This is a genomic window from Rhizobium sp. CAU 1783 (assembly GCF_054551725.1).
In genome coordinates this window covers 103,206-129,289 of record NZ_JBTOLM010000002.1, presented here as the reverse complement: position 1 = coordinate 129,289, position 26,084 = coordinate 103,206, and the positions used below count along the sequence as shown (strand labels likewise).

The 26,084-nt window shown below is 63.0% G+C and carries 24 protein-coding genes and 1 other RNA gene; 19 read left to right on the top strand and 6 right to left on the bottom strand.

The window, feature by feature from the left end; genetic code table 11:
* The first annotated feature begins 276 nt into the window (after positions 1 to 276).
* Positions 277 to 1,221, top strand: coding sequence for an AEC family transporter (locus ACX93L_RS07350; RefSeq protein ID WP_459404250.1), 945 nt, complete (start codon positions 277 to 279; stop codon positions 1,219 to 1,221).
* 77 nt (positions 1,222 to 1,298) lie between these two features.
* Here ACX93L_RS07350 and ACX93L_RS07345 read toward each other — a convergent pair whose 3' ends face one another.
* On the bottom strand, positions 1,299 to 1,994 hold the full coding sequence (locus tag ACX93L_RS07345; protein ID WP_459404249.1) for a c-type cytochrome: 696 nt from the start codon (positions 1,992 to 1,994) through the stop codon (positions 1,299 to 1,301).
* Positions 1,995 to 2,147: 153 nt separating this feature from the next.
* Here ACX93L_RS07345 and ACX93L_RS07340 point away from each other — a divergent pair, with 153 nt between their 5' ends.
* On the top strand, positions 2,148 to 2,903 hold the full coding sequence (locus tag ACX93L_RS07340) for a 3-deoxy-manno-octulosonate cytidylyltransferase (protein ID WP_459404248.1): 756 nt from the start codon (positions 2,148 to 2,150) through the stop codon (positions 2,901 to 2,903).
* Positions 2,904 to 2,920: 17 nt separating this feature from the next.
* Entirely contained in the window at positions 2,921 to 3,781 is an 861-nt protein-coding gene (locus ACX93L_RS07335; RefSeq protein WP_459404247.1) for a prephenate dehydratase, read from the top strand.
* An 11-nt stretch (positions 3,782 to 3,792) separates the two neighbouring features.
* Here the strand turns inward: ACX93L_RS07335 and nudC are convergent, their stop codons facing one another.
* Positions 3,793 to 4,752: an NAD(+) diphosphatase gene (nudC, locus tag ACX93L_RS07330; protein WP_459404246.1), complete on the bottom strand. Its 960-nt coding sequence runs from the start codon at positions 4,750 to 4,752 to the stop codon at positions 3,793 to 3,795.
* Positions 4,749 to 5,189 (bottom strand): HIT family protein, encoded by a 441-nt coding sequence (locus ACX93L_RS07325; protein WP_459404245.1) that lies wholly within the window; start codon positions 5,187 to 5,189, stop codon positions 4,749 to 4,751. The genes nudC and ACX93L_RS07325 overlap by 4 nt, the downstream gene beginning before the upstream one ends.
* A gap of 58 nt (positions 5,190 to 5,247) precedes the next feature.
* Between ACX93L_RS07325 and ffs the strand changes: the two genes are divergently transcribed.
* The 3 genes from ffs (at position 5,248) to ACX93L_RS07310 (ending at position 7,664) form a co-directional block, all read left to right on the top strand.
* Positions 5,248 to 5,344: signal recognition particle sRNA small type (gene ffs / locus ACX93L_RS07320), an RNA gene on the top strand.
* Positions 5,345 to 5,423: 79 nt separating this feature from the next.
* Positions 5,424 to 7,298: a DNA polymerase III subunit gamma/tau gene (locus ACX93L_RS07315; protein WP_459404244.1), complete on the top strand. Its 1,875-nt coding sequence runs from the start codon at positions 5,424 to 5,426 to the stop codon at positions 7,296 to 7,298.
* A 42-nt stretch (positions 7,299 to 7,340) separates the two neighbouring features.
* A complete protein-coding gene (locus ACX93L_RS07310) occupies positions 7,341 to 7,664 on the top strand; it encodes a YbaB/EbfC family nucleoid-associated protein (protein WP_169592326.1) in 324 nt (107 codons plus the stop codon).
* A gap of 55 nt (positions 7,665 to 7,719) precedes the next feature.
* On the opposite strand, the gene ACX93L_RS07305 is transcribed toward ACX93L_RS07310, so the two are convergent.
* Positions 7,720 to 8,331, bottom strand: a complete 612-nt coding sequence (locus ACX93L_RS07305; protein WP_459404243.1) for an MOSC domain-containing protein — start codon at positions 8,329 to 8,331, stop codon at positions 7,720 to 7,722.
* A gap of 57 nt (positions 8,332 to 8,388) precedes the next feature.
* Between ACX93L_RS07305 and recR the strand changes: the two genes are divergently transcribed.
* The gene (recR, locus tag ACX93L_RS07300) at positions 8,389 to 8,994 is read left to right on the top strand and encodes a recombination mediator RecR (RefSeq protein ID WP_169592333.1); all 606 of its coding nucleotides are present in this window, start codon (positions 8,389 to 8,391) and stop codon (positions 8,992 to 8,994) included.
* Positions 8,995 to 9,209: 215 nt separating this feature from the next.
* Positions 9,210 to 10,430, top strand: a complete 1,221-nt coding sequence (locus ACX93L_RS07295) for a lytic murein transglycosylase (protein WP_459405346.1) — start codon at positions 9,210 to 9,212, stop codon at positions 10,428 to 10,430.
* Positions 10,431 to 10,439: 9 nt separating this feature from the next.
* On the opposite strand, the gene ACX93L_RS07290 is transcribed toward ACX93L_RS07295, so the two are convergent.
* Positions 10,440 to 12,068 (bottom strand): MFS transporter, encoded by a 1,629-nt coding sequence (locus tag ACX93L_RS07290; protein ID WP_459404242.1) that lies wholly within the window; start codon positions 12,066 to 12,068, stop codon positions 10,440 to 10,442.
* Between the two features lie 255 nt (positions 12,069 to 12,323).
* Here ACX93L_RS07290 and rimP point away from each other — a divergent pair, with 255 nt between their 5' ends.
* The 11 genes from rimP to ACX93L_RS07235 all read left to right on the top strand — a co-directional run bounded on the left by rimP (position 12,324) and on the right by ACX93L_RS07235 (position 25,168).
* Positions 12,324 to 12,917 carry a ribosome maturation factor RimP gene (gene rimP / locus ACX93L_RS07285; protein ID WP_459405345.1) on the top strand — a complete coding sequence of 198 codons (594 nt, stop codon included), beginning with the start codon at positions 12,324 to 12,326 and terminating at the stop codon, positions 12,915 to 12,917.
* 58 nt (positions 12,918 to 12,975) lie between these two features.
* Positions 12,976 to 14,592, top strand: a complete 1,617-nt coding sequence (nusA, locus tag ACX93L_RS07280) for a transcription termination factor NusA (protein ID WP_459404241.1) — start codon at positions 12,976 to 12,978, stop codon at positions 14,590 to 14,592.
* Positions 14,592 to 15,281: an RNA-binding protein gene (locus ACX93L_RS07275; protein WP_459404240.1), complete on the top strand. Its 690-nt coding sequence runs from the start codon at positions 14,592 to 14,594 to the stop codon at positions 15,279 to 15,281. Before nusA ends, ACX93L_RS07275 begins: the two co-directional genes overlap by 1 nt.
* Before the next feature lie 98 nt (positions 15,282 to 15,379).
* Complete coding sequence (infB, locus tag ACX93L_RS07270; RefSeq protein WP_459404239.1) at positions 15,380 to 18,073, top strand: translation initiation factor IF-2; 2,694 nt, start codon at positions 15,380 to 15,382, stop codon at positions 18,071 to 18,073.
* A gap of 75 nt (positions 18,074 to 18,148) precedes the next feature.
* Positions 18,149 to 18,556, top strand: coding sequence for a 30S ribosome-binding factor RbfA (gene rbfA / locus ACX93L_RS07265; RefSeq protein ID WP_169592356.1), 408 nt, complete (start codon positions 18,149 to 18,151; stop codon positions 18,554 to 18,556).
* A 6-nt stretch (positions 18,557 to 18,562) separates the two neighbouring features.
* Positions 18,563 to 19,495: a tRNA pseudouridine(55) synthase TruB gene (gene truB, locus ACX93L_RS07260; RefSeq protein WP_459404238.1), complete on the top strand. Its 933-nt coding sequence runs from the start codon at positions 18,563 to 18,565 to the stop codon at positions 19,493 to 19,495.
* A gap of 152 nt (positions 19,496 to 19,647) precedes the next feature.
* Positions 19,648 to 19,917 carry a 30S ribosomal protein S15 gene (rpsO, locus tag ACX93L_RS07255; RefSeq protein ID WP_015338271.1) on the top strand — a complete coding sequence of 90 codons (270 nt, stop codon included), beginning with the start codon at positions 19,648 to 19,650 and terminating at the stop codon, positions 19,915 to 19,917.
* Positions 19,918 to 20,268: 351 nt separating this feature from the next.
* Positions 20,269 to 22,416, top strand: coding sequence for a polyribonucleotide nucleotidyltransferase (pnp, locus tag ACX93L_RS07250; protein ID WP_459404237.1), 2,148 nt, complete (start codon positions 20,269 to 20,271; stop codon positions 22,414 to 22,416).
* A gap of 72 nt (positions 22,417 to 22,488) precedes the next feature.
* Positions 22,489 to 23,505, top strand: coding sequence for a class I SAM-dependent methyltransferase (locus ACX93L_RS07245; protein WP_459404236.1), 1,017 nt, complete (start codon positions 22,489 to 22,491; stop codon positions 23,503 to 23,505).
* 136 nt (positions 23,506 to 23,641) lie between these two features.
* Complete coding sequence (locus ACX93L_RS07240) at positions 23,642 to 24,670, top strand: AraC family transcriptional regulator (protein WP_459404235.1); 1,029 nt, start codon at positions 23,642 to 23,644, stop codon at positions 24,668 to 24,670.
* 246 nt (positions 24,671 to 24,916) lie between these two features.
* Positions 24,917 to 25,168 (top strand): helix-turn-helix domain-containing protein, encoded by a 252-nt coding sequence (locus ACX93L_RS07235; RefSeq protein WP_459404234.1) that lies wholly within the window; start codon positions 24,917 to 24,919, stop codon positions 25,166 to 25,168.
* A 107-nt stretch (positions 25,169 to 25,275) separates the two neighbouring features.
* On the opposite strand, the gene fabI is transcribed toward ACX93L_RS07235, so the two are convergent.
* Entirely contained in the window at positions 25,276 to 26,082 is an 807-nt protein-coding gene (gene fabI, locus ACX93L_RS07230) for an enoyl-ACP reductase FabI (RefSeq protein WP_459404233.1), read from the bottom strand.
* Between the last annotated feature and the right edge of the window lie 2 nt (positions 26,083 to 26,084).

The window sequence follows — 26,084 nt, the reverse complement described above, 5'->3', positions numbered from 1 at the left end:
ATAGCCTAAACAAACGCCAAGTCAGGACGGCATCAGAGTATCTGCGTAAGCCGTCGCGAGGGACATGATCTGTCCCACCATTCGAACTGCGCTCGACCACGGATGTACTGGCGATGCGGTTCCAAGTCCCGGCAGGATCGGGCGAGGGAAGCGGGGTCTCCCCGCTTTTTTTCGTGGTCCGGCTGTCTGACAAAGATCAATCCGCACTGGTAGCACACGTCGCATCGCGCTAGACCTTGGTTCTGCTTTCCCCTCCCCCCAAGGTTTGCCCCGCAGATGTATGCCATCGCCCACGACGTCTTTCCCATTTTCATCCTCATCCTGTTCGGCTGGAGCCTCGTGAAAACGGGTGTTCTGAATGCCGAGATCGGCGACGGCCTCGGAGAATTCGTGTTCCGCGTCGCCGTCCCGGTCCTGCTCTTCCACACGATCTCCCAGGCCGATTTTCACGGCGCTTCGCCGTTCAGGCTGTGGGTCGCCTATTTCTCCGGTGTCGCTGTCACCTGGACAGTCGGCCATCTCGTGGCAACGCGACTTTTCCAGCGCGATGCGCGCGTGGGCGTTCTTGCCGGCGTTTCTTCGGCATTCGCCAACAACATCTTTATCGGCCTGCCGCTCGTGCAGCGCACGGTGGGGAGCGACGGCATCGTCGCCGTCTCGATCCTGCTCGCGGTTCACCTGCCCCTGATGATGGTGATCGGCACGGTGCTGATGGAACGCGCCGAGCACAAGGTGAATGGCGGCAGTGCGCGCGGGATCGGTAGCGTGCTCAGGCAGATCGGCACCAACCTTATGCACAATCCGTTGGTGATCGGCCTGGTCGCTGGACTGGCGCTTCATCTGTCCGGCCTCGCGCTGCCGGAGGTCCTGGCGGGCGTCACCGAACAGATCACCGCGATGGCGGCACCGGCCGCGCTGATCTCGCTCGGTATGGCGCTCAACAAATACGGCGTAAAGGGCAACCTGCAGATCTCGACCGTCATCGGCGCGCTTAAGCTGATCCTAATGCCCGCCTGCGTGTGGGCCGCCTGCCGGCTGCTCGGCCTCAACACCGAATGGACAGCCGCCCTGGTGCTAACCTCCTCCGTGCCGACGGGTATCAACGCCTGGCTGATCGCCAACCGCTTTGGGGTCGGCCATGGACTTGCGGCCTCGACCATCACGCTGACGACCGCCATCGGCGTCGTCAGCGTCACCTTCTGGGCCTGGATGCTGCAGTAGGAAAGCGTAGCCACAAACGAAAAATGCCCGGCCAGGCCGGGCATTCAATTCGAGACGGTGCGGAAGGACCGCAGATCCTAGTTGTTCGTTGCCGGAGCTTCTGCCGGAGCCGGGGCAGCAGGTGCTGCTTCCGCCGGAGCGGCCGGGGCGGCAGCGGCAGCCGGGGCGGCAGCGGCATCAGCGGCCGGAGCGGTTTCGGCAGCCGGAGCAGCAGCAGCATCAGCCGACGGCAGAGCGACCGGGCTGTCGGACAGCGTGCGCAGGTAGGCGATCAGGTTGGCGCGCTCGTCTTCTTTCTTGATACCGGCAAAGCCCATCGCCGTGCCCGCGATGAACTTCTTCGGCGCAGTCAGGAAATGGTTGAGGTTTTCGAAGGTCCAGGTGACCGAACCACCCTGGGAGAAGTCCTTCATGCCAGCGGAATAGCCGAAGCCTTCATGCGAAGCGACCGGACGCTCGACGAGACCGAACAAGTTCGGGCCAACCTTGTTGGCACCGCCCTTGTCGGCGGTGTGACAGCTCGTGCACTTCTTGAAGACGGTTTCGCCGGCAGCAGCATCGGCGCTGGCCAGGAGCGTAGCGATCGGGGTTTCGGCAGCAGCAGCGGCTTCGCCCTCGGCGGCACCTTCGGAAGCACCTTCAGCAACGATGGCATAGCCTTCCTTTTCCGGCTCGGGCGAGTGGAAAATGCCTTCCGACGCGATGGATACGGACATCAGGACGAAAACGGTACCCAAAAGAGCACCAACGCCCATGTTCACATATGAGTTCATCTGCAAACGCTCCCATGCAGCCGGCGGATCAGCAACCGGACGATCTTGAAATCGCGCGGAACCTATGTCTTTTGCTTGACAGTTGCAACACGATTGTGATCCCCAGACTGGGACTTTTTGACACTTTTTCGTCGGGTTTTGAAGGGACTGGGCATGAATAACGTCGATTCGAGAAAGACCCTCGTTCTTATCCCCGCCCGAATGGCTTCGACCCGCCTTCCGGGCAAGCCGCTGGCCGATATCTGCGGCCTGCCGATGATCGTCCAGGTCGCGCTGCGCGCCCGCGAGGCCGATGTCGGGCGAATCATTGTGGCAGTCGATGATGCTCGAACCTTCGACGCCGTTTCGGCCGCAGGTTTCGAGGTCGTGATGACACGGCTCGACCACCAGTCGGGTTCGGATCGCATCCACGAGGCGCTTACCAAGACCGACCCGGAAGGCCGGATCGAAACCGTGATCAACGTCCAGGGTGATCTGCCGACCATCGAACCGGAAACGATCCGTGCAGCCCTCCGACCGCTCGAGGAACCGGCCGTCGACATCGCCACCTTGACAGTCGAGATCACTGACGAGGAAGAGAAGACCAATCCCAACGTCGTCAAGGTGGTCGGCTCGCCGCTTTCGGAAAGCCGCCTGCGCGCACTTTATTTCACGCGCGCCACCGCACCCTACGGCGATGGTCCGCTTTACCACCACATCGGCCTCTATGCCTATCGCCGCAAGGCGCTGGAGCGCTTCGTCGCGCTGTCACCGTCAACGCTGGAGAAGCGCGAGTCGCTCGAGCAGTTGAGAGCACTCGAGGCCGGCATGCGGATCGACGTGGAGATCGTCAAATCCATCCCGCTCGGCGTCGACACGCCGGCCGACCTCGAAAAGGCGCGGCAGATTCTGGGCCGCAAGACTTCCTAAGAGAACGGACATACCCAATGAGCAACAAGACCAACAGGATCGCCTTCCAGGGCGAATTCGGCGCGAACTCCGACATGGCCTGCCGCGACATGTTTCCGGACATGTCGCCCCTTCCCTGCCCCACGTTCGAGGATGCCTTCGTCGCGGTGGAGAACGGTGAAGCCGATCTTGCGATGATACCGATCGAAAACACGATCGCCGGACGCGTCGCCGACATCCACTACCTGCTTCCCGAATCGCGTCTGCATATCATCGGCGAGTATTTCATGCCGATCCGCTTCCAGCTGATGGTGCTTCCGGGCGTCTCGATCGACGAGATCCGGACTGTCCATAGCCATATCCATGCGCTCGGCCAGTGCCGCAAGATCATGCGAGCCAACGGCTGGAAGCCTGTGGTCGCAGGGGATACCGCAGGCGCTGCAAAGCTGGTCGCGGAACGGGGCGACCGGACGATGGGCGCGCTCGCCCCGCGCCTCGCTGCCGACCTTTACGGACTCGATATCGTCGCCGAAAACGTCGAGGACACGGAAAACAACGTCACCCGCTTCGTCGTGCTGTCACGCGAGGAGCAGATCGCCCAGCGCAAGAACGCCGACGAACTTTTCGTCACGACCTTCGTCTTCAACGTCCGCAACATTCCGGCCGCGCTCTACAAGGCCATGGGCGGCTTTGCGACCAACGGCATCAACATGACGAAGCTCGAAAGCTACCAGATCGGCGGCAAGTTCGTCGCGACGCAATTCTACGCCGATATCGAGGGCCATCCCGACGACGCACCGGTTCGCCGGGCGCTCGAAGAGCTGCGCTTCTTCTCGGAGAAGGTCCGCATCCTCGGCGTCTACAAAGGCCACCCGATGCGGGGCAAGCTTGGCAACTGAGGCCCGAGGCCTCAGCGCTTCCACTCCAGCCAGTCGACGATCAGGCGGCGAGCGATCGTACCTTCGATCGGTATGCTCTTGCCGTCGATCTGGGCGTTGCGGGCCAGTTCGGCGATTTCGTCGCGGGTGAACCAGCGGCAGTCGGCCAGCTCCGCCTCGTCCGCGGCGATGTCGAACGAGATCGCTTCGGCAAAACAGCCGATCATCAGCTGATGCGGCATCGGCCAAGGCTGGGAGGCGTGATACCGAACGCGGCCGATCTCGATCCCGGATTCCTCCCGCGTCTCGCGGCGCACGGCATTCTCGATCGTTTCCCCCGGCTCGACGAAGCCCGCGAGGCTCGAATACATGCCCTCAGGAAACCGGTGGTTTCGGCCGAGCAGGCAGCGGTCGCGCTTCTCGTCGATCGCCAGCATGATCGCAACGGGGTCGGTGCGGGGAAACATCTCGTGGCCGCAGCCCGTGCAGATTCGCTTGTAGCCGCCGATCCGGCTTTCGGCCACCGAACCGCAGCGACCGCAGAACCGATTGTCGGCATTCCAGCGCAGCAGGCTGAGCGCCTGGGCAGTCTCGCCGAGCAGATCCTCGCCGACCAGCCGGTCGCGAAACAGCGCGCGGGGATCGGCCGGCTTGTAGTGGCCTGCGAGATCGTCGGCCGGGCAGCGGACCGGAACCGCGATACGAGGCTCGCCCGAGGGCTGGAAGCCGAGTAGCACTGCGTTTTCGAAGTCGGGATCGAGTTCTGCCAGTTCGTAAGGTGCAAAGAGCGGATCAAGCACCTGACCGTCGTGCTTCAGCACCAGCTTTGAATCGCAGAAGGCGAGTATGTGGGTTCCCTCGACGGCAAGCGCCTTTTCGAGGGAGGTTTCGTCGCGGTGTTCACTGTCGCGTTCGAGCGCATTGCGCGAAAAGGCCGTGAGTTCGCTCGGTTCGGGATGGGGGCCGTTGCCGTCGAAAATCGATTTTTTCATGAGTGAAGGGCTTCGAGTATCTTCTGCTGGAGTTGGCGGCGGGCATCTTCGCCATAGGGTATGGCAGTTCCGTGACCCCAGACGGGGCCAGGCCAGTTTGGATCACCCTCGACGCGGGCGATCACATGGACATGCAGCTGGCGAACGATGTTGCCGATCGCCGCAATGTTGATCTTGGTGGCACCGGTCACCGTCTTCAATGCGGCGGCGACGGTATTCTGCTCGAAGGTCAGGACCGCCTGGTCGAGGGGTGTCAGGTCAAACACCTCTGAAATGCCCGGCCGCTTGGGCACGAGAACCAGCCAGGGCCACCGGCTGTCGTTGATCAGGCGCAGCTCGCAGAGACCCAAGTGGACAAGGAGGCCACTGTCACGCGCAAGCCGTTCGTCGAGCACGAATTGGTTCAAGGTGTTCCTCCTGTCGTTTTCTTTCTTCATAACAGTTTTTTGCGGGCTTGGCTTGCATTTGATCGCGTAATTGCCGATATGTGCCTCGGGAGGTTGGTGGTGGACGAGCCACTCGCCAACCGGGTCAGGTCCGGAAGGAAGCAGCCCTAACGAGCGCGGCACGGGTCATCGTGCCAGCCTCCCACCTTCCATTCCTTTTGGCCGGCCATGGCGCTGGCCAGGTCGTACCCGGACACGGGTCTTCCAGTGACGCTGGCAGGGGCGATGAGCGATTTCGAGCCGAAAGCATCGACTCCCGAGGGTGGCACGACCGGCTACCGGGTTCTCGCCCGCAAGTATCGCCCCAAGGATTTCACGGACCTGATGGTCGGCCAGGAGCCGATGGTGAGAACCCTCACCAACGCCTTCGAAACCGGTCGCATCGCGCAGGCCTACATGCTGACCGGCGTACGCGGTGTCGGCAAGACGACGACCGCCCGCATCCTGGCGCGCGCGCTCAACTATAAGACGGCCGATATCGACAAGCCGACGATCGACCTGCGCGTGCCCGGCGATCACTGCCAGGCCATCATGGAAGGCCGCCATGTCGACGTGATCGAGATGGACGCCGCCTCGCACACCGGCATCGACGACATTCGCGAAATCATCGAGCAGGTCCGCTACCGGCCTGTATCGGCGCGCTACAAGGTCTACATCATCGACGAAGTGCACATGCTCTCGACGCAGGCCTTCAACGGCCTGCTGAAGACGCTCGAAGAGCCGCCGGAGCATGTGAAGTTCATCTTCGCGACGACGGAAATCCGCAAGGTTCCGATCACGGTCCTGTCGCGCTGCCAGCGCTTTGACCTGCGCCGCATCAGCGCCGGCGATCTCGTCGGGCTTTTCTCGACGATCGCCGCCAAGGAAGGCATCGAGGCCGAAGAAGAAGCGCTCGCGATGATCGCGCGGGCGGCGGAAGGCTCGGCACGCGACGGCCTGTCGCTGCTCGACCAGGCGATTGCCCACGGAGGCGGTACCGTGCGGGCCGAGGCCGTGCGCGGCATGCTTGGTCTTGCCGACCGGGCGCGCATCGTCGACCTCTTCGACCATGTCGTGCGCGGTGACGTTTCGGCCGCCCTTGCCGAGTTCGGCAGCCAGTACGAGGCGGGCGCCAATCCGACGGTTGTCCTGACGGATCTCGCCGATTTCACCCATCTGGTGACGCGCCTCAAATACATCCCCTCTGCCGCACAGGACCCCTCGCTCAGCGAAGTCGAGCGCGTCAGGGGTGCGGAGCTTGCCGACAGCGTTTCCGTCTCGACGCTCTCGCGCATCTGGCAGATGCTGCTCAAGGGAATTCCGGAAGCAGAGAACTCCTCGCGGCCGGCCGGAGCGGCAGAGATGGTGATCATCCGGCTTTCACATGCGGCGCACCTGCCGTCGCCGGAAGATGCCGCACGCCGGCTGCTTGAACTCTCCGACGGAACCGACACAACACAGCCGGGCGGCGCGCCGCGGGGCGGCAATGGCGGCGGCGCCTCGGCCTCCTACCGCACGGCCGCGGTCTCGCAGCAGGCATTCGAAGCCGCGCCGAGACCGTCCAGCCCACAGCCGGCCGCCCGACTGCACAGCGTGCCGCAGCCTGAAGGGGCACCGATGGCACTGGGCCGCGCCGAGGCAAGGCCGGCCGAGGCCCAACCGCAGCCGAAGGTCCAGATCAACTCGCTCGAAGAACTGGCCGAACTCTGCACCAAGAATCGAGACCCGAAACTTCGGGCATTGCTGCGCAACTTCGTGCGGCTGGTGGGTATCGAGCCCGGCCGGCTCGAAATCAACCTTCCGCCGGAGGCTCCGAAGTCGCTGGTCAGCGACCTGCAGAAGCGCCTGGAGGAATGGACCGAAATCCGCTGGATGGTGATCCTCAGCCGCGAACAGGGCCAGCCGACGCTGGTCGAGGCGGATGCCTCGATGCGGGAGGCGCGCCTCATGGACGCCCGGCAGGATCCCGACGTCGTCGCGATCCTCGCCCGCTTCCCGGGCGCGAAGATCACCGACGTCCGCATTCGTGCAGCCGCCGTCGAGGAAGAAACACCAAGCCTGCCGGCAGCGGCGGAATCGGCCGAAGGCGACATCCTGCCCGGCGACGACATCGAATTCTGACGTAAGACCGATCCGAGTTTAGACTTCAAGGAGATACCGACGATGCGCGACATCATGGGCATGATGGGCAAGGTCAAGGAAATGCAGGCCAAGATGGAGAAGATGCAGGCGGAGATCGCCGCACTCGAAGTCGAGGGCAAGTCCGGCGGCGGGCTCGTCTCGGTCACGATGACCGGCAAGGGCGAGCTGAAAGGCATCAAGATCGACCCCTCACTGTTCAAGGAAGAGGAAGTCGAAATCCTTGAGGATCTGATCGTCGCCGCGCACAAGGACGCCAAGGACAAGGCGGAGAGCGTCATGGCCGAGAAGACCAAGGAAATGACGGCCGGCCTGCCGATCCCGCCCGGCATGAAGCTGCCGTTCTGACCGACTTCGAACACGTCCATCCGATATCATGGCCGCCTTCGGGCGGCCGTGGCACTTATGCGGTGAGGAATGCCTTCAGCCTGTAATGCACGGGCGCTGCAAGATATCGATCCCTATCCTCACCCTCGAGACGCCGGCCGAACGTCTCCATCATCTCCGGCAGCATGATCCGATCGCCTGCATAGGGCGACATCGCTACGGCCATGCCCCTCTCGATCAGACCTCCGGCCAGCACGCGCGCATAGGCACCGGGGCGCGCCGCCTCGGTGTAGCGGCGGACGAACCGGGGATCCTGCATCTTCGCAGCGAAGGTCGCGCAGGGAATGCGCGCGGACGTCACCTCCAGCAGGACATCGCCGATCAGGAATCGGTCACCGGCCGTGACATCCCGGTTGTCGAGGCCTTCGACGATAAGATTTTCGCCGAACTCGCCCGGCGCCAGCTGTCTTCCCAACTCATTGGACCACCAGTCGAGGGTCAGCGAGCCCTCCAGATAAACGGCCTGGTCGACACCGCCATGGTGCTTGCGATTGCAGATCCGGTCGCCGACGAAGCCTTCGGAATCGACCATCACCGGGCCTGAGACCGGCAGCTTGTTGATGCCGGTCTTGTACTTCTTGCCGGGAAGCGTCTCGGCGCTTCCCAGGCAGACCGCGAGGATTTTCATCCGGTCGTGCTCCTTTGGACGATTCCGTTTCGCAAGGATATGGGATAGAAGCGGCCAATGGCAAAGCGAGTCACCGGCCCCGAAATCGAGAAACTGATCCAACTCCTGGCGAAGGTCCCGGGGCTAGGCCCGCGTTCGGCGCGCCGCGCCGCGCTGCACCTGATTAAGAAGAAGGATCAGCTGATGGGGCCGCTTGCCCACGCGATGGGCGACGCCTTCGACAAGGTCAAGGTCTGTTCGCATTGCGGCAATGTCGACACCGTCGATCCCTGCACCGTCTGCACCGACGACCGCCGCGACCAGTCGGTGATCATCGTCGTCGAGGACGTTTCCGATCTCTGGGCGCTCGAACGCGCCGGCGCGATGAATGCGGCCTATCATGTTCTGGGTGGCACGCTGTCGCCACTCGACGGGGTCGGCCCGGACGACCTCAACATCAAGGGCCTTATCGACAGGGTGGCAAAGGGCGGCATCCGCGAGATCATCATCGCGGTCAATGCCACCGTCGAGGGTCAAACCACAGCACACTATATAACCGACCATCTGGCCGGCCTCGACGTGAAGATCACGCGGCTTGCGCATGGCGTGCCGGTCGGTGGCGAGCTCGACTATCTCGACGAAGGCACGCTTTCGGCCGCGCTCAGGGCGAGAACGGCAATCTGATCTTTCAAGGAGAACCGTTGATGGGCGAAAGCACCCCCCTCTGCCCTGCCGGGCATCTCCCCCTCAATGGGGGAGATCGACGTGCGGATCGCCCCCGGCAATCTCCGACGCCGGTGCAATCTGGAAAGACGGCCCTCCGGCTGATCTCTCCCGTCGAGCGTGAGATTCACGGCGGCGCCAAGCGGGGTATATTCCGTCTCACCCGCCTGGCCATAATGACGCTTGCGCTTGCCTTTGCCGTGCCAGCCGCTCACGCGGCACCGTCGAAAGCGGAGGTGGAGAAGCTCTTCCGCACATGGCTCGCGAACGATCTCTGGCCCGAAGCGCAAGGTGCCGGGATTTCGCGCGGAGCCTTCGACAAGGCGATGGCGGGCCTCAAGCTCAACTGGGACCTTCCCGACCTCGTGCCGCCGGGCAGCGCGCCACCGAAGGACCAGAAGCAGAGCCAGGCCGAGTTTTCCTCGCCCGGCAGCTATTTTTCGGAAAAGCGCCTTCAGGGTCTCGCCGGCACGGGCCGCGGTCTGGCCGACCGCCATGCCTCCACGCTGCGCAAGATCGAGGCCGCCTATGGTGTTCCGGGCTCGATCATCGTGGCCATATGGGGCCGTGAATCCGGTTTCGGTGGAGCGAAGCTCCCCTATTCCGCAGTCGAGGTCCTCGCCACCAAGGCCTTCATGTCGACGCGAAAGGATCTTTTCCGACGCGAACTGATCTCGGCGCTCCACATCATCGAGGGCGGCGACATCGGTGCGACCGAGATGAAGGGTTCGTGGGCCGGGGCTCTCGGACAGCCGCAGTTCATGCCGACGAGCTATCTCAAATATGCGGTTGACTTCGATGGCGACGGCCATCGCGACATCTGGAACTCCGTACCGGACAGTCTGGCTTCCATAGCCAACTATCTGAAGAAGAGCGGCTGGCAGGCGGGGCGCGGATGGGGCTTCGAGGTGGCGATCCCCGACGGCGTTTCCTGCGCACAGGAAGGCCCCGACCGGGCAAAACCACTCTCCGACTGGGCGGCTCAGGGCATTACCCGCATCTCGGGAAAGGCCTTCCCGTCCAAGGAACTCTCCGCCTCGACCATGATGCTGGTGCCTGCCGGAACGCATGGTCCCGAATTCCTTGTCAGCCCGAATTTCTACGTGCTGAAAGAATATAACAACTCGGACCTCTACGCACTTTTCATCGGCAACCTGGCCGACCGCATCGCCTATGGCGGCGGTGCCTTCAAGGCCCCGTTCGGCGACGTCGGCAAGATGCTGCGCTCGGACGTTCTGGCGATGCAGAAGGCCCTCGTCGCAAAGGGCTATGACGTCGGGAATGTCGACGGGCTGCCGGGCTTCAAGACCCGACGGGCGCTCGGAGACTGGCAGGCGAAAAACGGGCTTGCGCCGACCTGCTTTCCAGACGCTTCGCTGAAGGGCAAGCTGCGCTAGAAATCAGCCTCAATGCGGGTCGATATGCGTCTTGTGAAAGACGTCGTCGGCCGGCGGTATGGCCTGCCGCTCGATCATGCGGTGGACGCGGGGCGTTGAAGCTCCCTTGTGAAGCGCCAGCAGTCGGTCCGTTGTGTCGGCATCGGCCTTGGTGCGCCGCTGGTTGTGTCGCACATATTCGACCCAGGTCGGGGTGTGATAGGTTTCCGTCCAGATGTCCGGATTCTCGAGATCCCGCATCAGCGCCCAGTTCCTCGCGCCGTCACGGATGCGGATGCGGCGGCGCTCGACCATCACGCGCAGGAATTCCGGCAGGTCCTCGTCGGCGATCTCGTAGTCGATCTGGATGACGATCGGGCCACTGCGCGGGCGGATGTCCAGCCTCAGCGGCGGCTCGTTGAAGCGATTGAGCGGATCGAGATCGAGCGAGGCGAAGGCCGGCATCGGCAGCCAAAGGCCGATCGCCACGCCGACCACCATCATCAGGCTGGAGGCGAAGAAAGCGTCGGTCACCCCCTGGCTCTCGGCCATAACGCCCCAGATCCAGCTGCCTGCCGCCATGCCGCCGAAGGTCGCGGTCTGGTAGAGCGACAGGGCACGGCCGACGACCCAGCGCGGCGTGGAAAGCTGGACGACGGTGTTGAACAGCGAGAGTGCCAGTACCCAGCAGGCACCGGCAAGGAGAAGGGCGAGGCATGTCAGGGCGGCATGGGTGCTCACGCCGATGACGGCGGCGCTCAGGGCAAAGCCGGCAAAGGCGCAGCGCACGATGTCCTCGCTCGTCAGGTTTTCGCGCAGCCGCGAATTGGCAAGCGCTCCCGCGATAGCGCCCGCGCCGAAAGCGCCGAGCATGACGCCGTAGGTGAGCGCTCCGCCGCCGACCAGATCACGAGCGACGACAGGCAGCAGCGCCAGGACGGCACTCGCCGTCAGACCGAAGACGAAACCGCGAAACAGGACCTTTCCAAGGTTCGGCGACATTGCGACATAACGCAGCCCGGCCGAGATCGCCTGGCCCAGCGCCTCGCGCGGAAGCGTGCGCTCGGGAATATCCGGCTGCCAGCGGTAGAGAGCCGAGACGAGGGCGAAATAGCTGACCGCATTCGCGGCAAAGGCAGCCGCGGCACCCGCTGCGGCGACGATCATGCCGCCGATCGCCGGGCCGACGCTGCGGGTGATGTTGAAACCGACGCTGTTGAGCGACACCGCACCCGGCAGATCCTCGCGCGGCACCATGTCCCCGACTGAAGCCTGCCAGGAGGGGTTGTTCAGCGCCGTTCCACTGCCGATCAGAAACGTGAAGAACAACAGCAGCCAAGGCGTGACGAGGCCGAAATAGGCGCAGGCCGTCAGCAGGACGGATGTAGCGAACATGAAGATCTGCGCGATCAACATCACGCGGCGTCGATCATAGTTGTCGGCAATCGCGCCAGAAACCAGGGAGAAGAGCATCAGCGGGAGCGTGGTCGAGGCCTGGACAAGGGCGACCATGTTTTCCGACTGCGAGATCGAGGCCATCATCCATGCGGCACCGACGCCCTGGATCAACCCGCCCAGGTTCGAGGCGATGCTGGCGCTCCATATGCTGCGATAAACCGGGTGCCGGAGCGGCGACAGGAAGGACTTGCGGGCGGGCATCTCGACATCCCTTTTCATTGCCGTCCTATATGGAACCGAATGCGCGGCAATGCCACCCTCCGAATTTCCGCGGACGAGAACGACCCGGCCTCCGAGAGCCAAAAGCAGTCCCCGTCGAAAAGCTTGCAATTGCGTCGAAACAAGCGTATACAGCGTCCAAATTCTTGATCGACAGATGAAGGGTGGGGCCGCAAGGACCCGCTCTTTTTTGTTGGCGATCGGATCCATCCGGGAGTATTACGATTGACTGACAGCATGCCGACGCCGGAAGCCGGCGAAGCGCGTATCATCATAGAGACCGGCCTTGACCGGCGCATTGCCGAGATCATCGAGCCTGTGCTCGTCGGGATGGGTTTCAAGCTGGTGCGTGCTCGGCTGATGAACCAGAACGGCCTGACGCTGCAGGTGATGGCCGAGCGCAATGACGGGACGATGACCGTCACGGATTGCGAAGAGGTCTCGATGGCGATCTCTCCCGTTCTCGACGTCGAAGATCCGGTGGACAAGGCCTATCACCTCGAAGTGTCGTCGCCGGGCATCGATCGCCCGTTGGTGCGCAAGTCCGATTTCGCGCGCTGGCAGGGCCACATCGTCAAGTGCGAAACCTCGATCCTGGTCGACAACCGCAAGCGTTTCCGCGGCAAGATCACCGAGGTCGACATGGACGGTTTCACGCTCGAGCGTGACCAGGTCGCCTATGGCGAAGAGCCGCGCGTGAAGATCCCGTTCAACACGCTCAGCGAAGCAAAGCTGATCCTGACGGACGACCTCATTCGCGATGCACTTCGGGCAGACAAGCTCGCAAAGGCTGAAGCCGCGAACCAGAACGACGAAGACAGCGAAGCATAACGTTTGACTAACCGCCTCGAGGGCCGCGGCCCCGGCAGGAAGACGGAGACTTAAGACAATGGCAGTCAGTGCTAACCGGCTCGAGCTCTTGCAGATCGCGGATGCGGTCGCCCGTGAGAAGGTCATCGACCGCGAAATCGTTCTCGCCGCGATGGCCGACGCCATCCAGAAAGCCGCCCGTTCGCGCTACGGCTCCGAAACCAACATCCGCGCCGACATCAACTCGAAGACCGGCGAAATCCGCCTGCAGCGCCTGCTCGAAGTGGTCGAGAAGGTCGAGGATTATTCGACCCAGATCGCTCTGGAACTTGCCCGCGACCGCAACCCGGACGCCAAGCTCGGCGACTTCATCGCCGATCCGCTGCCGCCGATGGATTTCGGCCGTATCGCCGCCCAGTCGGCCAAGCAGGTCATCGTGCAGAAGGTGCGCGAGGCCGAGCGTGACCGCCAGTTCGACGAGTTCAAGGACCGCGTCGGCGAAATCGTCAACGGCACCGTGAAGCGCGTCGAATACGGCAACGTCATCGTCGACCTCGGCCGTGGCGAAGGCATCATCCGTCGCGACGAGATGATCCCGCGCGAAGCCTTCCGCTACGGCGACCGCGTTCGTGCCTATGTCTACGACGTGCGCCGCGAACAGCGCGGCCCGCAGATCTTCCTGTCGCGCACCCATCCGCAGTTCATGGTGAAGCTCTTCACCATGGAAGTGCCGGAAATCTACGACGGCATCATCCAGATCAAGTCGGTTGCCCGCGATCCGGGTTCGCGCGCCAAGATCGCCGTCATCTCGAACGATAGCTCCATCGATCCGGTCGGTGCCTGCGTCGGTATGCGTGGTAGCCGCGTCCAGGCCGTCGTAGGCGAACTGCAGGGCGAGAAGATCGACATCATTCCGTGGTCGAACGATCCGGCGTCCTTCATCGTCAACGCCCTCCAGCCGGCAGAAGTCGCCAAGGTCGTTCTCGACGAGGATGCAGAGCGCATCGAAGTCGTCGTTCCGGACGAACAGCTGTCGCTCGCCATCGGCCGTCGCGGCCAGAATGTCCGCCTCGCCTCGCAGCTGACCGGCTGGGACATCGACATCATGACGGAGCAGGAAGAGTCCGAGCGCCGCCAGAAGGAATTCAACGAGCGCACCAACCTCTTCATGAACGCCCTCGACGTCGATGAGATGGTCGGTCAGGTGCTCGCCTCCGAAGGCTTTGCCCAGGTCGAGGAAGTCGCCTATGTCGACCTCGACGAAATCGCCTCGATCGACGGCTTCGACGAAGACACCGCTCAGGAAATCCAGACCCGCGCCCGCGAGTACCTGGAGAAGATCGAAGCGGAAATGGACGCCAAGCGCCGCGAACTCGGCGTGTCCGACGAGCTGCGGCAGATCGACGGCCTGACCTCGCAGATGATGGTCGCGCTGGGCGAAGACGGCATCAAGACGGTCGAGGACTTCGCCGGCTGCGCCGCCGACGATCTCGTCGGCTGGTCCGAACGCAAGGACGGCGAAACCAAGAAGTTCGAAGGCCTGTTCTCGAAGTTCGACGTGTCGCGCGCTGAAGCCGAGAACATGATCGTCCAGGCTCGCCTTGCTGCTGGCTGGATCACCGAGGAAGATCTCGCCGGCGAGGCTGTCGAAGAGGCCGAAGAAGCCGGAGAAGCCGAAGGCGAGCAGGAAGCGTGATGACCGAGCAGGCTCCGGACACTGCTCACGATGAAGACGACTTCGACGTGAGCGAAGTGAACGGACGCATGTGCATCGTCACCCGCGAAAGCGGCGATCCCGAAACGCTGATCCGCTTCGTCGCGGGCCCGGACGGCTCCATCGTTCCGGACCTGAAGCGAGCGCTTCCGGGCCGCGGCTGCTGGGTCAGCCCGAGCCGGGCGGCGATCGACAGGGCGGTGGCGAAGAAGCTCTTCGCCCGCGCCCTGAAACGGGACGTGAAGGCGAGTGCCGATCTCGGAGAAACCGTCGACCGGCTGCTTTCGCAGCAGCTCGCCGGGATGATGAACCTGGCGCGCAAAGCGGGCCAGTTCGTCACCGGGTCGGCCAAGGTCGAGGCGGCCGTACGCAGCGGTGAGGCCGTTGCCGTCTTCCATGCCACGGACGCGGCGGCGGACGGCGTGCGAAAAATAGACCAGGCCCGCAAGGCCTGGCACCTCGGAATGGAGACGGAGGCGGAAATTCCCTCCTACCGGCTCCTCTCCGGGGCCGAAATGGACGAACTGATGGGCCAGAATGCGTTTATCCATGCCGCAGCGCTTGCAGGGCAGGCCGGTGAGGGTGTAGTGAAGCGCGCAAACCTGCTCGAACAGTACCGCAATGGCGGCCTGTCCCAGAAAAAGGATGTCTCTGACATGCCGAAGCAATGACGCGGCTACCGGTATCAGCCGGACGCTTTATCGGAATGATGAATTGAACGACGAGGTCTGATGCGCCGCATCCGTCCTTGTCCAAGGAACGGAACGGAATGACCGACAACAAAGACGACAAGACACTCAGCGTTACGGGCAAGAAAACCCTCACCCTGAAGCCGTCAGGAGTGACCCAGGGTACCGTGCGCCAGGATATGGGTCGCGGTCGAACCAAGGCCGTTGTGGTGGAGACGCGCAAGCGCCGCCCGACCCGTCCCGAGGACGAAAAGATCGTGACCCCGGTGGCAGCGCCGGTCCGTGCGCCCGAGCCGCCGGCGGCACCCGCCGTCCAGGCCCGTCCGGTCGCGCCGGCGCCGCAGCAGCCACAGCGCGTACACCAGCCCGCCGCTCCGCAGGCACAGCGCCCGGCGCCTCAGCAGCCTGCTCGCCAGGATCGCCCGCGCGGCAATGTGCTCCACGACCTGTCTGCCGGCGAAATGGAAGCTCGCCGCCGTGCCTTGGTCGAAGCCCAGGCCCGCGACGTCGAGGAAGCCAAACAGCGCGCCATCGACGAAGCCCGCCGCCAGGCGGAAGCCGAAGAACGCGCGCGTCTCGCTGCCGAAGAAGCCGCTCGCCGTGCGGCCGAACCGCAGCCGGTCGAAGAAGCGCCCGTCGCCGCCCAGGCGGTCGAGCCGAAGGCCACTGAGACAGCGGCTGCAGAGGCCCGTCCGGCAGTCAAGCCGTCGACGCCCGCCGCTGCCCAACCCGCGGCACCTGCCGGCTTCGTACGCGGTCGCAAGGCCAGTGACGATGAAGAGGAAGAACGCGGAGCTCCGCGTGGCGCGCCGGTTCGCGGCAAGGTCGCTGCTCCGGCACCCGCCAAGGTTCCGGCACGCCCGAAGGCCGAAGAGGATCGCCGTCGCGGCAAGCTGACAGTCACCACCGCGAATGTCGACGAAGAGGGCAATGCCCGCGGCCGTTCGCTCGCCTCCATGCGTCGCCGGCAGGAGAAGTTCCGCCGCAGCCAGATGCAGGAGACGCGCGAAAAGGTCATGCGCGAGGTGATCCTGCCGGAAACCATTACCATTCAGGAACTGTCGCAGCGCATGTCCGAACGCGCCGTCGACGTCATCAAGTACCTGATGAAGGAAGGTCAGATGATGAAGCCGGGCGACGTCATCGACGCCGACCTCGCCGAACTCATTGCGACCGAATTCGGTCATACGGTGAAGCGCGTCTCTGAATCCGACGTCGAAGAAGGCATCTTCAACGTCAAGGACGACGAAGGCGAGCTGGTCTCGCGTCCGCCGGTCGTGACCATCATGGGTCACGTCGACCACGGCAAGACCTCGCTGCTCGACGCCATCCGCAAGACCTCGGTCGTCTCGGGCGAAGCCGGTGGCATCACCCAGCATATCGGCGCCTATCAGGTCGAACAGAACGGCCAGAAGATCACCTTCATCGACACCCCCGGCCACGCCGCCTTTACCGCGATGCGTGCCCGTGGCGCCCAGGCGACGGATATCGCGATCCTCGTGGTTGCCGCCGACGACAGCGTGATGCCGCAGACGATCGAATCGATCAACCACGCCAAGGCGGCCGGCGTGCCGATCATCGTGGCGATCAACAAGATCGACAAGCACGAGGCAAACCCGGAAAGGGTTCGCCAGCAGCTTCTGCAACACGAAGTCTTCGTGGAATCCATGGGCGGTGAAGTGCTCGACGTCGAGGTTTCGGCGAAGAACAAGATCAATCTCGACAAGCTGCTCGAAGCCGTGCTGCTGCAGGCGGAAATCCTGGATCTGAAGGCCGACCCGACGCGGACCGCCGAAGGCACCGTCATCGAAGCCCAGCTCGACCGTGGTCGTGGTGCGGTTGCGACGGTTCTCGTCCAGAAGGGTACGCTGAAGCCCGGCCAGATCATCGTGGCTGGCGACCAGTGGGGCCGCGTTCGCGCACTGGTCAACGATCAGGGTGCTCACGTCAAGGAAGCCGGTCCGGCCATGCCGGTCGAAATCCTCGGCCTGTCCGGGACACCGGCAGCCGGCGACAAGTTTGCCGTCGTCGAGAACGAAGCCCGCGCCCGCGAAATCTCCGAATATCGCCAGCGTCTGGCTCGCGACAAGGCGGCTGCACGCCAGTCGGGCCAGCGTGGTTCGCTCGAGCAGATGATGAGCAAGCTGCAGGACACCGGCTTCAAGGAATTCCCGCTGGTCATCAAGGCCGACGTACAGGGTTCCGTCGAAGCGATCGTGGCCGCCCTCGACAAGCTTGGCACCGACGAAGTTCGGGCCCGCATCGTCCATTCGGGCGCCGGTGCCATCACGGAATCGGATATCTCGCTCGCCGAGGCCTCCAATGCCGCGATCATCGGCTTCAACGTCCGCGCAAATGCCCAGGCCCGCACGGCCTCGGAACGCTCGGGCATCGAGATCCGCTACTACAACATCATCTACGATCTGGTGGATGACGTGAAGGCGGCCATGTCGGGCCTGCTGTCGCCGGAGCGCCGCGAAACCTTCCTCGGCAATGCCGAGATCCTCGAAGTCTTCAACATCACCAAGGTCGGCAAGGTCGCCGGCTGCCGTGTCGTCGAAGGCAAGGTCGAGCGTGGTGCAGGCGTCCGCCTGGTTCGCGACAACGTCGTCATCCACGAAGGCAAGCTCAAGACGCTCAAGCGCTTCAAGGACGAAGTCTCGGAAGTGCCGATGGGTCAGGAATGCGGTATGGCCTTCGAGAACTACGAAGACATCCGCGCCGGCGACACGATCGAGTGCTTCCGCGTGGAGCACGTCACGCGCACGCTCTAAGGCCGATCGACCTTCGATTGTCAGTATGGACGGGCGCCGGACAATCCGGCGCTCGCTTCTTTTGAGGCAGAAACGATGAACAGACCAACATCTTCCGCACCGTCGCAGCGCATGCTGCGCGTCGGCGAACAGGTCCGCGCCGCGATCACACAGGTCCTGCAGCGCGGCGAAGTACGCGACCCGCTCATCGAAAAGACGGTGATTTCGATCTCGGAAGTGCGCATGTCGCCCGATCTCAAGATCGCCACCGCCTATGTGACGCCGCTCGGCGTTGCAGACCACCAGGCCGTCATCGACGCGCTCAACCATCACGCCAAGTATATTCGCGGCCGACTCGGACCCCAGCTCCGGCAGATGAAGTACATGCCCGAGGTGCGGTTCCGCGACGACACAAGCTTCGACAATTACAAGAAGATCGACGAACTGCTGCGCTCCCCGGAAGTCAGCCGCGACCTCGACCACAGCGATGACGAACAAGAATAGAGTTTGATGTCCAAACCACGCAAACCCAAGGGCCGCCCGATTTCCGGATGGCTGATCCTCGACAAGCCGGTCGATTTCGGATCGACGGAGGCCGTTTCCAAGATCAAATGGCTGTTCGACGCCCAGAAGGCCGGCCATGCCGGTACGCTCGACCCGCTCGCCTCCGGCATGCTGCCGATTGCGCTCGGCGATGCGACCAAGACGGTTCCCTACGTGATGGACGGCCGCAAGATCTACGAATTCACGGTCACATGGGGTGAAGAGCGGTCGACCGATGACCTCGAAGGCGACGTCACCCAATCCTCCGATGCGCGTCCGACCGAAGAACAGATCCGTGCCCTTCTGCCGCGCTATACCGGCGTGATCAGCCAGGTGCCACCGCAGTTCTCCGCCATCAAGATCGCCGGCGAGCGCGCCTACGATCTGGCGCGCGACGGCGAGACGGTCGAGATCCCGTCACGCGAGGTCGAGATCTTCCGCCTCACACTGGTCGGCTGCCCGGACGCCAATCGCGCCGAGTTCGAAGTCGAATGCGGCAAGGGCACCTATGTCCGCTCGCTGGCGCGCGACTTCGGGCGCGAGCTCGGTTGTTTCGGCCATATTTCCTCGCTGCGCCGCAGCTTCGTCGCGCCCTTCGCCGAGGAGACGATGGTTCCCCTTGCCGAGCTCAAGGCTCTCGAGGCGATCGAGGACAGGCAGGAACGGCTGGCAGCGCTCGATGCCTTTCTGATCGATACCGGCGAGGCGCTTTCCGGACTGCCGCATGTCGCCGTCACCGACGAACAGGCGCACCGCCTGCGGATGGGCAACCCTATCCTCCTGCGCGGTCGCAATGCGCCCGTCGCCGAAGCGGACGCCTTTGCCACCTGCACCGGCAAACTGGTCGCGATCGGCGAGATCGGCGAAGGCGAATTCCGCCCGCGCCGGGTTTTTGCCTGACCGAGCCTCGAACAAACAACGCTTTCATTTCGCGGCGGGATGAGCTATAGGCACGCCAGCACGGCGGCTTGCCGCCTGCTTTCACGGCCTTTGCTGGACGACATCCCGGCATATGGCGACATGATCCTCCTGACATAAGAAAGGAATTCCCGATGTCGATCACTGCAGAGCGCAAGGCTGCCCTCATCAAGGAATATGCGACCGTCGAAGGCGACACCGGTTCTCCGGAAGTCCAGGTTGCGATCCTGACCGAGCGGATCAACAACCTCACCGAGCACTTCAAGGACCACAAGAAGGATAACCATTCCCGCCGTGGCCTGCTGACGATGGTTTCGAGCCGCCGCTCGCTTCTTGATTACCTCAAGAAGAAGGACGAAGGCCGTTACACGAAGCTCATCACGAGCCTCGGCATCCGCCGCTAACAAGCTCTTCCGGCGGACCATCCTCGCGACGGTCCGCCGGTTTTCATTTCGGGACCGATGTTCCACTCCGTCGCGAAAGGCCGGAACGCCTCGCGACCCGCATGAACGGCAGACCGGATGGGCCGGCGCTGCCAGAACCAACCGATGACCTGTCATGGGGCAGGATTGCCGGATGCTTTCGCCGAAGACCTCGGCCAACCGATAGAGCGACATTCTCCGACCGGGAATGCCCTCGACCCACGAAAGCCTCCCGCTGTCTTGCCCGTGATGCGTCAGCATTCCCGTGGATGCGCACGGCTCGCTCAGAGACCAGGCCCAAGGGTCCGCGACCACGGCAGAAGGACAAGAAACATGTTTGATATCCATAGCGTGGAAATCGAGTGGGCCGGCCGCCCGCTCAAACTTGAAACCGGCAAGGTCGCCCGTCAGGCCGACGGCGCCGTCATCGCCACCTACGGCGAAACCGTCGTTCTCGCGACCGTCGTCTCCGCCAAGGCTCCGAAGCCCGGCCAGGACTTCTTCCCGCTCACCGTCAACTACCAGGAAAAGACCTATGCCGCCGGCAAGATCCCGGGTGGCTATTTCAAGCGCGAAGGTCGTCCGTCGGAAAACGAAACCCTGGTTTCACGCCTGATCGACCGCCCGATCCGCCCGCTCTTCCCGGAAGGCTACAAGAACGACACGCAGGTCGTCGTCACCGTCATCCAGCATGACCTGGAAAACAACCCGGACATCCTGTCGATGGTCGCCACCTCCGCAGCGCTGACCCTTTCCGGCGTTCCCTTCATGGGCCCGATCGGCGGCGCCCGCGTCGGCTACATCAACGGCGAATACGTTCTGAACCCGCATCTCGACGAGATGGACGAGTCGAGCCTCGACCTCGTCGTCGCCGGCACGCAGGACGCCGTCCTGATGGTCGAGTCGGAAGCCAAGGAACTCAACGAAGAGATCATGCTTGGCGCCGTCATGTTCGGCCACAAGGGCTTCCAGCCCGTCATCGACGCGATCATCAAGCTCGCTGAAGTCGCTGCCAAGGAACCGCGCGAATTCGAGCCGGAAGATCATTCGGCCCTCGAAAACGAAATGCTTTCGATTGCCGAAGGTGAACTGCGCGCCGCCTACAAGATCACCCAGAAGGCTGACCGCTACGCAGCCGTCGATGCCGTGAAGGCCAAGGTCAAGGCGCACTTCACGCCGGCAGAGGGCGAAGAAGCCAAATACACGGCCGAGGAAATCGGCGCTGTCTTCAAGCACCTGCAGGCGAAGATCGTCCGCTGGAACATTCTCGACACCAAGAGCCGCATCGACGGCCGCGATCTCGAAACCGTTCGTCCGATCGTTTCGGAAGTCGGCATCCTGCCGCGCACGCATGGTTCGGCGCTGTTCACCCGTGGCGAAACCCAGGCGATCGTCGTCGCCACCCTCGGCACCGGCGAAGACGAGCAGTATGTCGACAGCCTGACCGGCATGTACAAGGAGCGCTTCCTGCTCCATTACAACTTCCCGCCCTACTCCGTCGGTGAAACCGGTCGCATGGGTTCCCCGGGCCGCCGCGAAATCGGCCATGGCAAGCTCGCATGGCGCGCCATCCGTCCGATGCTGCCGTCGGCCGAGCAGTTCCCCTATACGCTGCGCGTGGTCTCCGAGATCACCGAGTCGAATGGCTCGTCCTCGATGGCAACCGTCTGCGGCACCTCGCTCGCGCTGATGGATGCCGGCGTTCCGTTGGCAAAGCCGGTTGCCGGTATCGCCATGGGCCTGATCCTCGAAGGTGAACGCTTCGCCGTTCTCTCCGATATCCTCGGCGACGAAGACCACCTCGGCGACATGGACTTCAAGGTTGCCGGTACTGCCGACGGCATCACCTCGCTGCAGATGGACATCAAGATCGCCGGTATCACCGAGGAGATCATGAAGGTCGCCCTCGGCCAGGCACAGGGTGGCCGCAAGCACATCCTCGGTGAAATGGCCAATGCCATCACCGAAAGCCGTGGCCAGCTCGGCGAATTCGCTCCGCGCATCGAAGTGATGAACATCCCGGTCGACAAGATCCGCGAAGTCATCGGCTCGGGCGGCAAGGTCATCCGCGAAATCGTCGAGAAGACCGGCGCCAAGATCAACATCGAGGACGATGGCACCGTGAAGATCGCCTCTTCTTCGGGCAAGGAAATCGAAGCGGCCCGCAAGTGGATCCACTCGATCGTTGCCGAGCCGGAAGTCGGCGTCGTCTACGAAGGCACCGTTGTGAAGACCGCCGATTTCGGCGCCTTCGTCAACTTCTTCGGTTCGCGTGACGGCCTCGTGCACATCTCGCAGCTCGCTTCCGAGCGTGTCGCCAAGACCTCGGACGTCGTCAAGGAAGGCGACAAGGTCTGGGTCAAGCTGATGGGCTTCGACGAGCGCGGCAAGGTTCGCCTCTCGATGAAGGCCGTCGACCAGGCGACCGGCAAGGAAATCGTCGCCGACAAGAAGAAGGACGAGGGCGAAGCCGCCGAGTAAGCGGCTCCCCACCCTTTTATCAAGGCGCGGATGCCATTCCGCGCCTTTTTTATTCGCCCGGAGAACACTGGCATGAGCCGCGAAACGCTGAAAACACTGTTCCACCCCTTCGCCAGCGGCACCGTCGCCGCGCCTGTCGCCGGCGAGCGATTTCTTTTCCTCGGCGCCGAGGCCGGCTTCGCCACGCCGGAAGAGTTCGGCGCAACCATCGTGCCCGTGCAAGGACACAGGGGCGAGTATCTGCGCCTGCAAGCCGCCAGGCTCGAACCCCTGCCGGAAGTCGAGGGAGAGGGCTATGACGGCGCGCTGGTGCTGCTTGGCAAGCATCGCGGCGAGAACGACAATCGCGTCGCAGAAGCCCTCAAACGGGTCAAGGCGGGCGGCCTCGTCGTCATCGCGGGCGGCAAGGAGGACGGCGTCCAGCCGATGCGCAAGCGCCTCGCCAATCTCGGGATCGCGGTCGACCACATGCCGAAATATCACGGCGTCGCGCTCTGGTTCATGGCGCCGGAAGACAACGCGGCTGCAGTCAACCATCTCGCATCGCCAGAGACGCTGGCCGCCGGTCGCTATCGTACGCGTCCCGGCATGTTCTCGCACGATCGGGTCGACGACGGTTCGGAACTGCTCGCCGGCCGCCTGCCGGACAATTTCGACGGCAACGCTGCCGACTTCGGCGCCGGCTGGGGTTATCTCTCGACCATGCTCGCCGAGCGCTCGCCGCGAACCGCACGCATCGACCTGTTCGAGGCCGACCATGAGGCGCTGGAATGCGCGAAGGCCAATCTGGCCGCCCTCTGCCCCAAGCTGACCGCGCGCTTCTTCTGGCAGGACCTCACGCGTGAACCTGCCAAGGAAAAATACGATCTCGTCATCATGAACCCGCCGTTCCATCAGGGGCATGCCGCGGAGCCGAGCCTGGGTCAGGCCATGATCAAGGCGGCCAGCCAGGCACTGCGCGGCGGGGGTATCCTGATGCTGGTGGCCAACCGAGGCCTGCCCTATGAGGCGAACCTCGCCGAAGATTTCCGTGAATATGGCGAGACCTGCCGGAACGCACGGTTCAAGGTTCTCTGGGCCAAGAAATAGGACGAGGATCGCCTAAGCGGTGGCGAAGGTTCACGTCTCTGCATCCGGCTTTGACGGTTGCAGAGACCCTCGACTTTGCGCGAAAAGCCGCTTACCTTGAGGCGTCATTTGCTTATCATTGGACGCCAGATCTTAAATGCCTAATAGATCTATAGCCGATGAACTGACAGCGGTTGCGGGAATCGCCTCGGCGGTTTCCGACCATGCGCGCACCTATGGCGTCGACATTGCGCCGATTTGCAGCGCTCTGAAGATCGATCCGGAAATCTTCCAGAGCCTCACCGGCCGCATCAGCCTGGACAAGCTCTGCAGACTGCTGGAAGCCTGCGCGCTACTGACGGACGACGAGGCATTCGGGCTGAAATGCGTCGACCGCTTCATTGCCGGCTCCACCGGCCCCTTCGGATATGGCCTGATGACGGCGCCCACGGTGCGTGACTTCGCCCGTTTCTTCGCCGCTCACACGCAATATGCCACCTATGCCAGCAATCTGCGCTTCCGCATCGACGACCAAGGCGCTTCCTTTTCGTGGACCTTCGCGCCGGCGATCGTCAAACGAGACCAGTATGTCGACATGGCTCTGGCAATCGCCATGCAACGGCTGCGCAACATCGTCGGCATCAGCATCGACCTGGTGGAACTCGATCTCGAGCGTCCCAAGCCCAGATCCTCGCAGGTCTTCAGAGACTACCTGACCAGGAAACTGCGTTCTGGTTGCCGCGAGAACGCGATGCGCATCCCCGCAGAGCTTCTCGACATGAAGAATCCGAAGGCAGATGCCAAGCTTTTCATGCTGATGGATATCCAGTGCCGTTCGATGGGGCCTGACGCCGATTACGAGGAAGGCGAGTTCGTCGATCAGGTGCGCAAGTTCCTGCTGCTGCGGATGGCGGAACCGAGTTCCACACTACAGGACATAGCGCCGCATTTCGGCATATCCGAGCGCACGTTCCAGCGACGCCTGGCCGAGGAGAACACAAGTCTCGCCCAGATCCGCGACGACCTCAGGCGGGAGGTGAGCCTCAACCTGCTGACCGAAAGCGACCTTCCCATATCCGAGATCTGTTATCGACTGGGATATTCGGCGCCGAGCGCCTTCACGCGGTCCGTGACCCGCTGGTTCGGCCGCACGCCAAGCGACCTGCGGGACCGCAAGAGCGCCTGATCCGATCATTGCCAAGGCGCGATTAAAGAGTGCCCAACTATTGACATTTGCCTCGTAGAGGGCAGGAATAGACGTCATTCGCGGTTCGGGAACGCGCAGCACAAGTTCTGTTGCGTGTAATGTAAACTGTTTGGCGCCCGGCGAGAATTACTTTTCCGATCTTCAAGATTATATAGCGCTCGATGCAGCCGTTGCGGTCCACGACCAGCGACCGGGCCAAGATTACTCCTGAAGATCCAGAACATCATGATGACCAGCAAGGCCCTCACGGGTGACACAGCTCGTTCCATCGGGTTGAACGAGCAGGAAATGCAGTGCCTGACCATGGTGGCCGAAGGCAAGCGGACACTCGATATCTGTAACCTGATGCTCCTGTCGGAGATAGAGGTCGAGCGTCACCTGTCCGCAGCAGAGGAAAAGCTTGGTGCGCGCAATCGAATGCACGCTGTCAGCATGGCACTGCTGTTGGGCACGATCGGCGAAAATACGACATCATAACCGGAGTAAAGCCGGGGACTCCCACTCGGCTGGCGGACCACTCCGTTTCAAGCCTGGCGCGATATGAGGTCGCGTCAGGCTTTTTCCATTGAGGTAGGCCGCCAAGCCTACTCGTCGTCCGAGCTGCGCAGGAAATCCAGCGTCGGCATCGACGTGATGTTGTAGCCGGAATCGACGTAGTGGATTTCGCCGGTCACGCCGCGCGACAGATCCGACAGCAGATAAAGCGCCGAATTGCCGACATCCTCGATCGTGACCGTGCGACGAAGCGGTGCGTTCTTCTGCTGCCATGACAGCATGGCGCGCGCATCGGAGATCCCTGCCCCGGCCAGCGTGCGGATCGGGCCGGCGGAGATCGCGTTCACACGAATGCCGCGCGGACCGTAGTCGCCTGCCAGATAACGCACCGATGCCTCGAGTGCTGCCTTGGCGACGCCCATGACATTGTAGTTCGGCATCAGACGCACCGAGCCGCCATAGGTCAGGGTCAGCATGGAGCCGCCCTCGGTCATCAGTTCGGCGGCGCGCTTGGCGATCTCGGTGAAGGAGAAGCAGGAGATCACCATGGTCCGCGTGAAGTTGTTACGCGTGGTGTCGGCATAGAGCCCCTTCAACTCGTTCTTGTCGGAAAAGCCGATGGCATGGACGATGAAATCGATCTTGCCCCAACGTTCCTTAAGCGCTGCAATCACGGCATCGACGGACGCGATGTCTTCCACGTCGCACGGCAACAGGAAGTCAGAGCCAAGTTCAGCCGCCAGAGGCTTCACGCGCTTGCCGAGGGCATCCCCCTGATAGGTGAAGGCCAGTTCGGCACCCGCGGCGCCGAGCGCCTTGGCGATGCCCCAGGCAATCGAGTGACTGTTCGCGACACCCATGATGAGGCCGCGCTTTCCCTGCATAGAGGCGATCATGC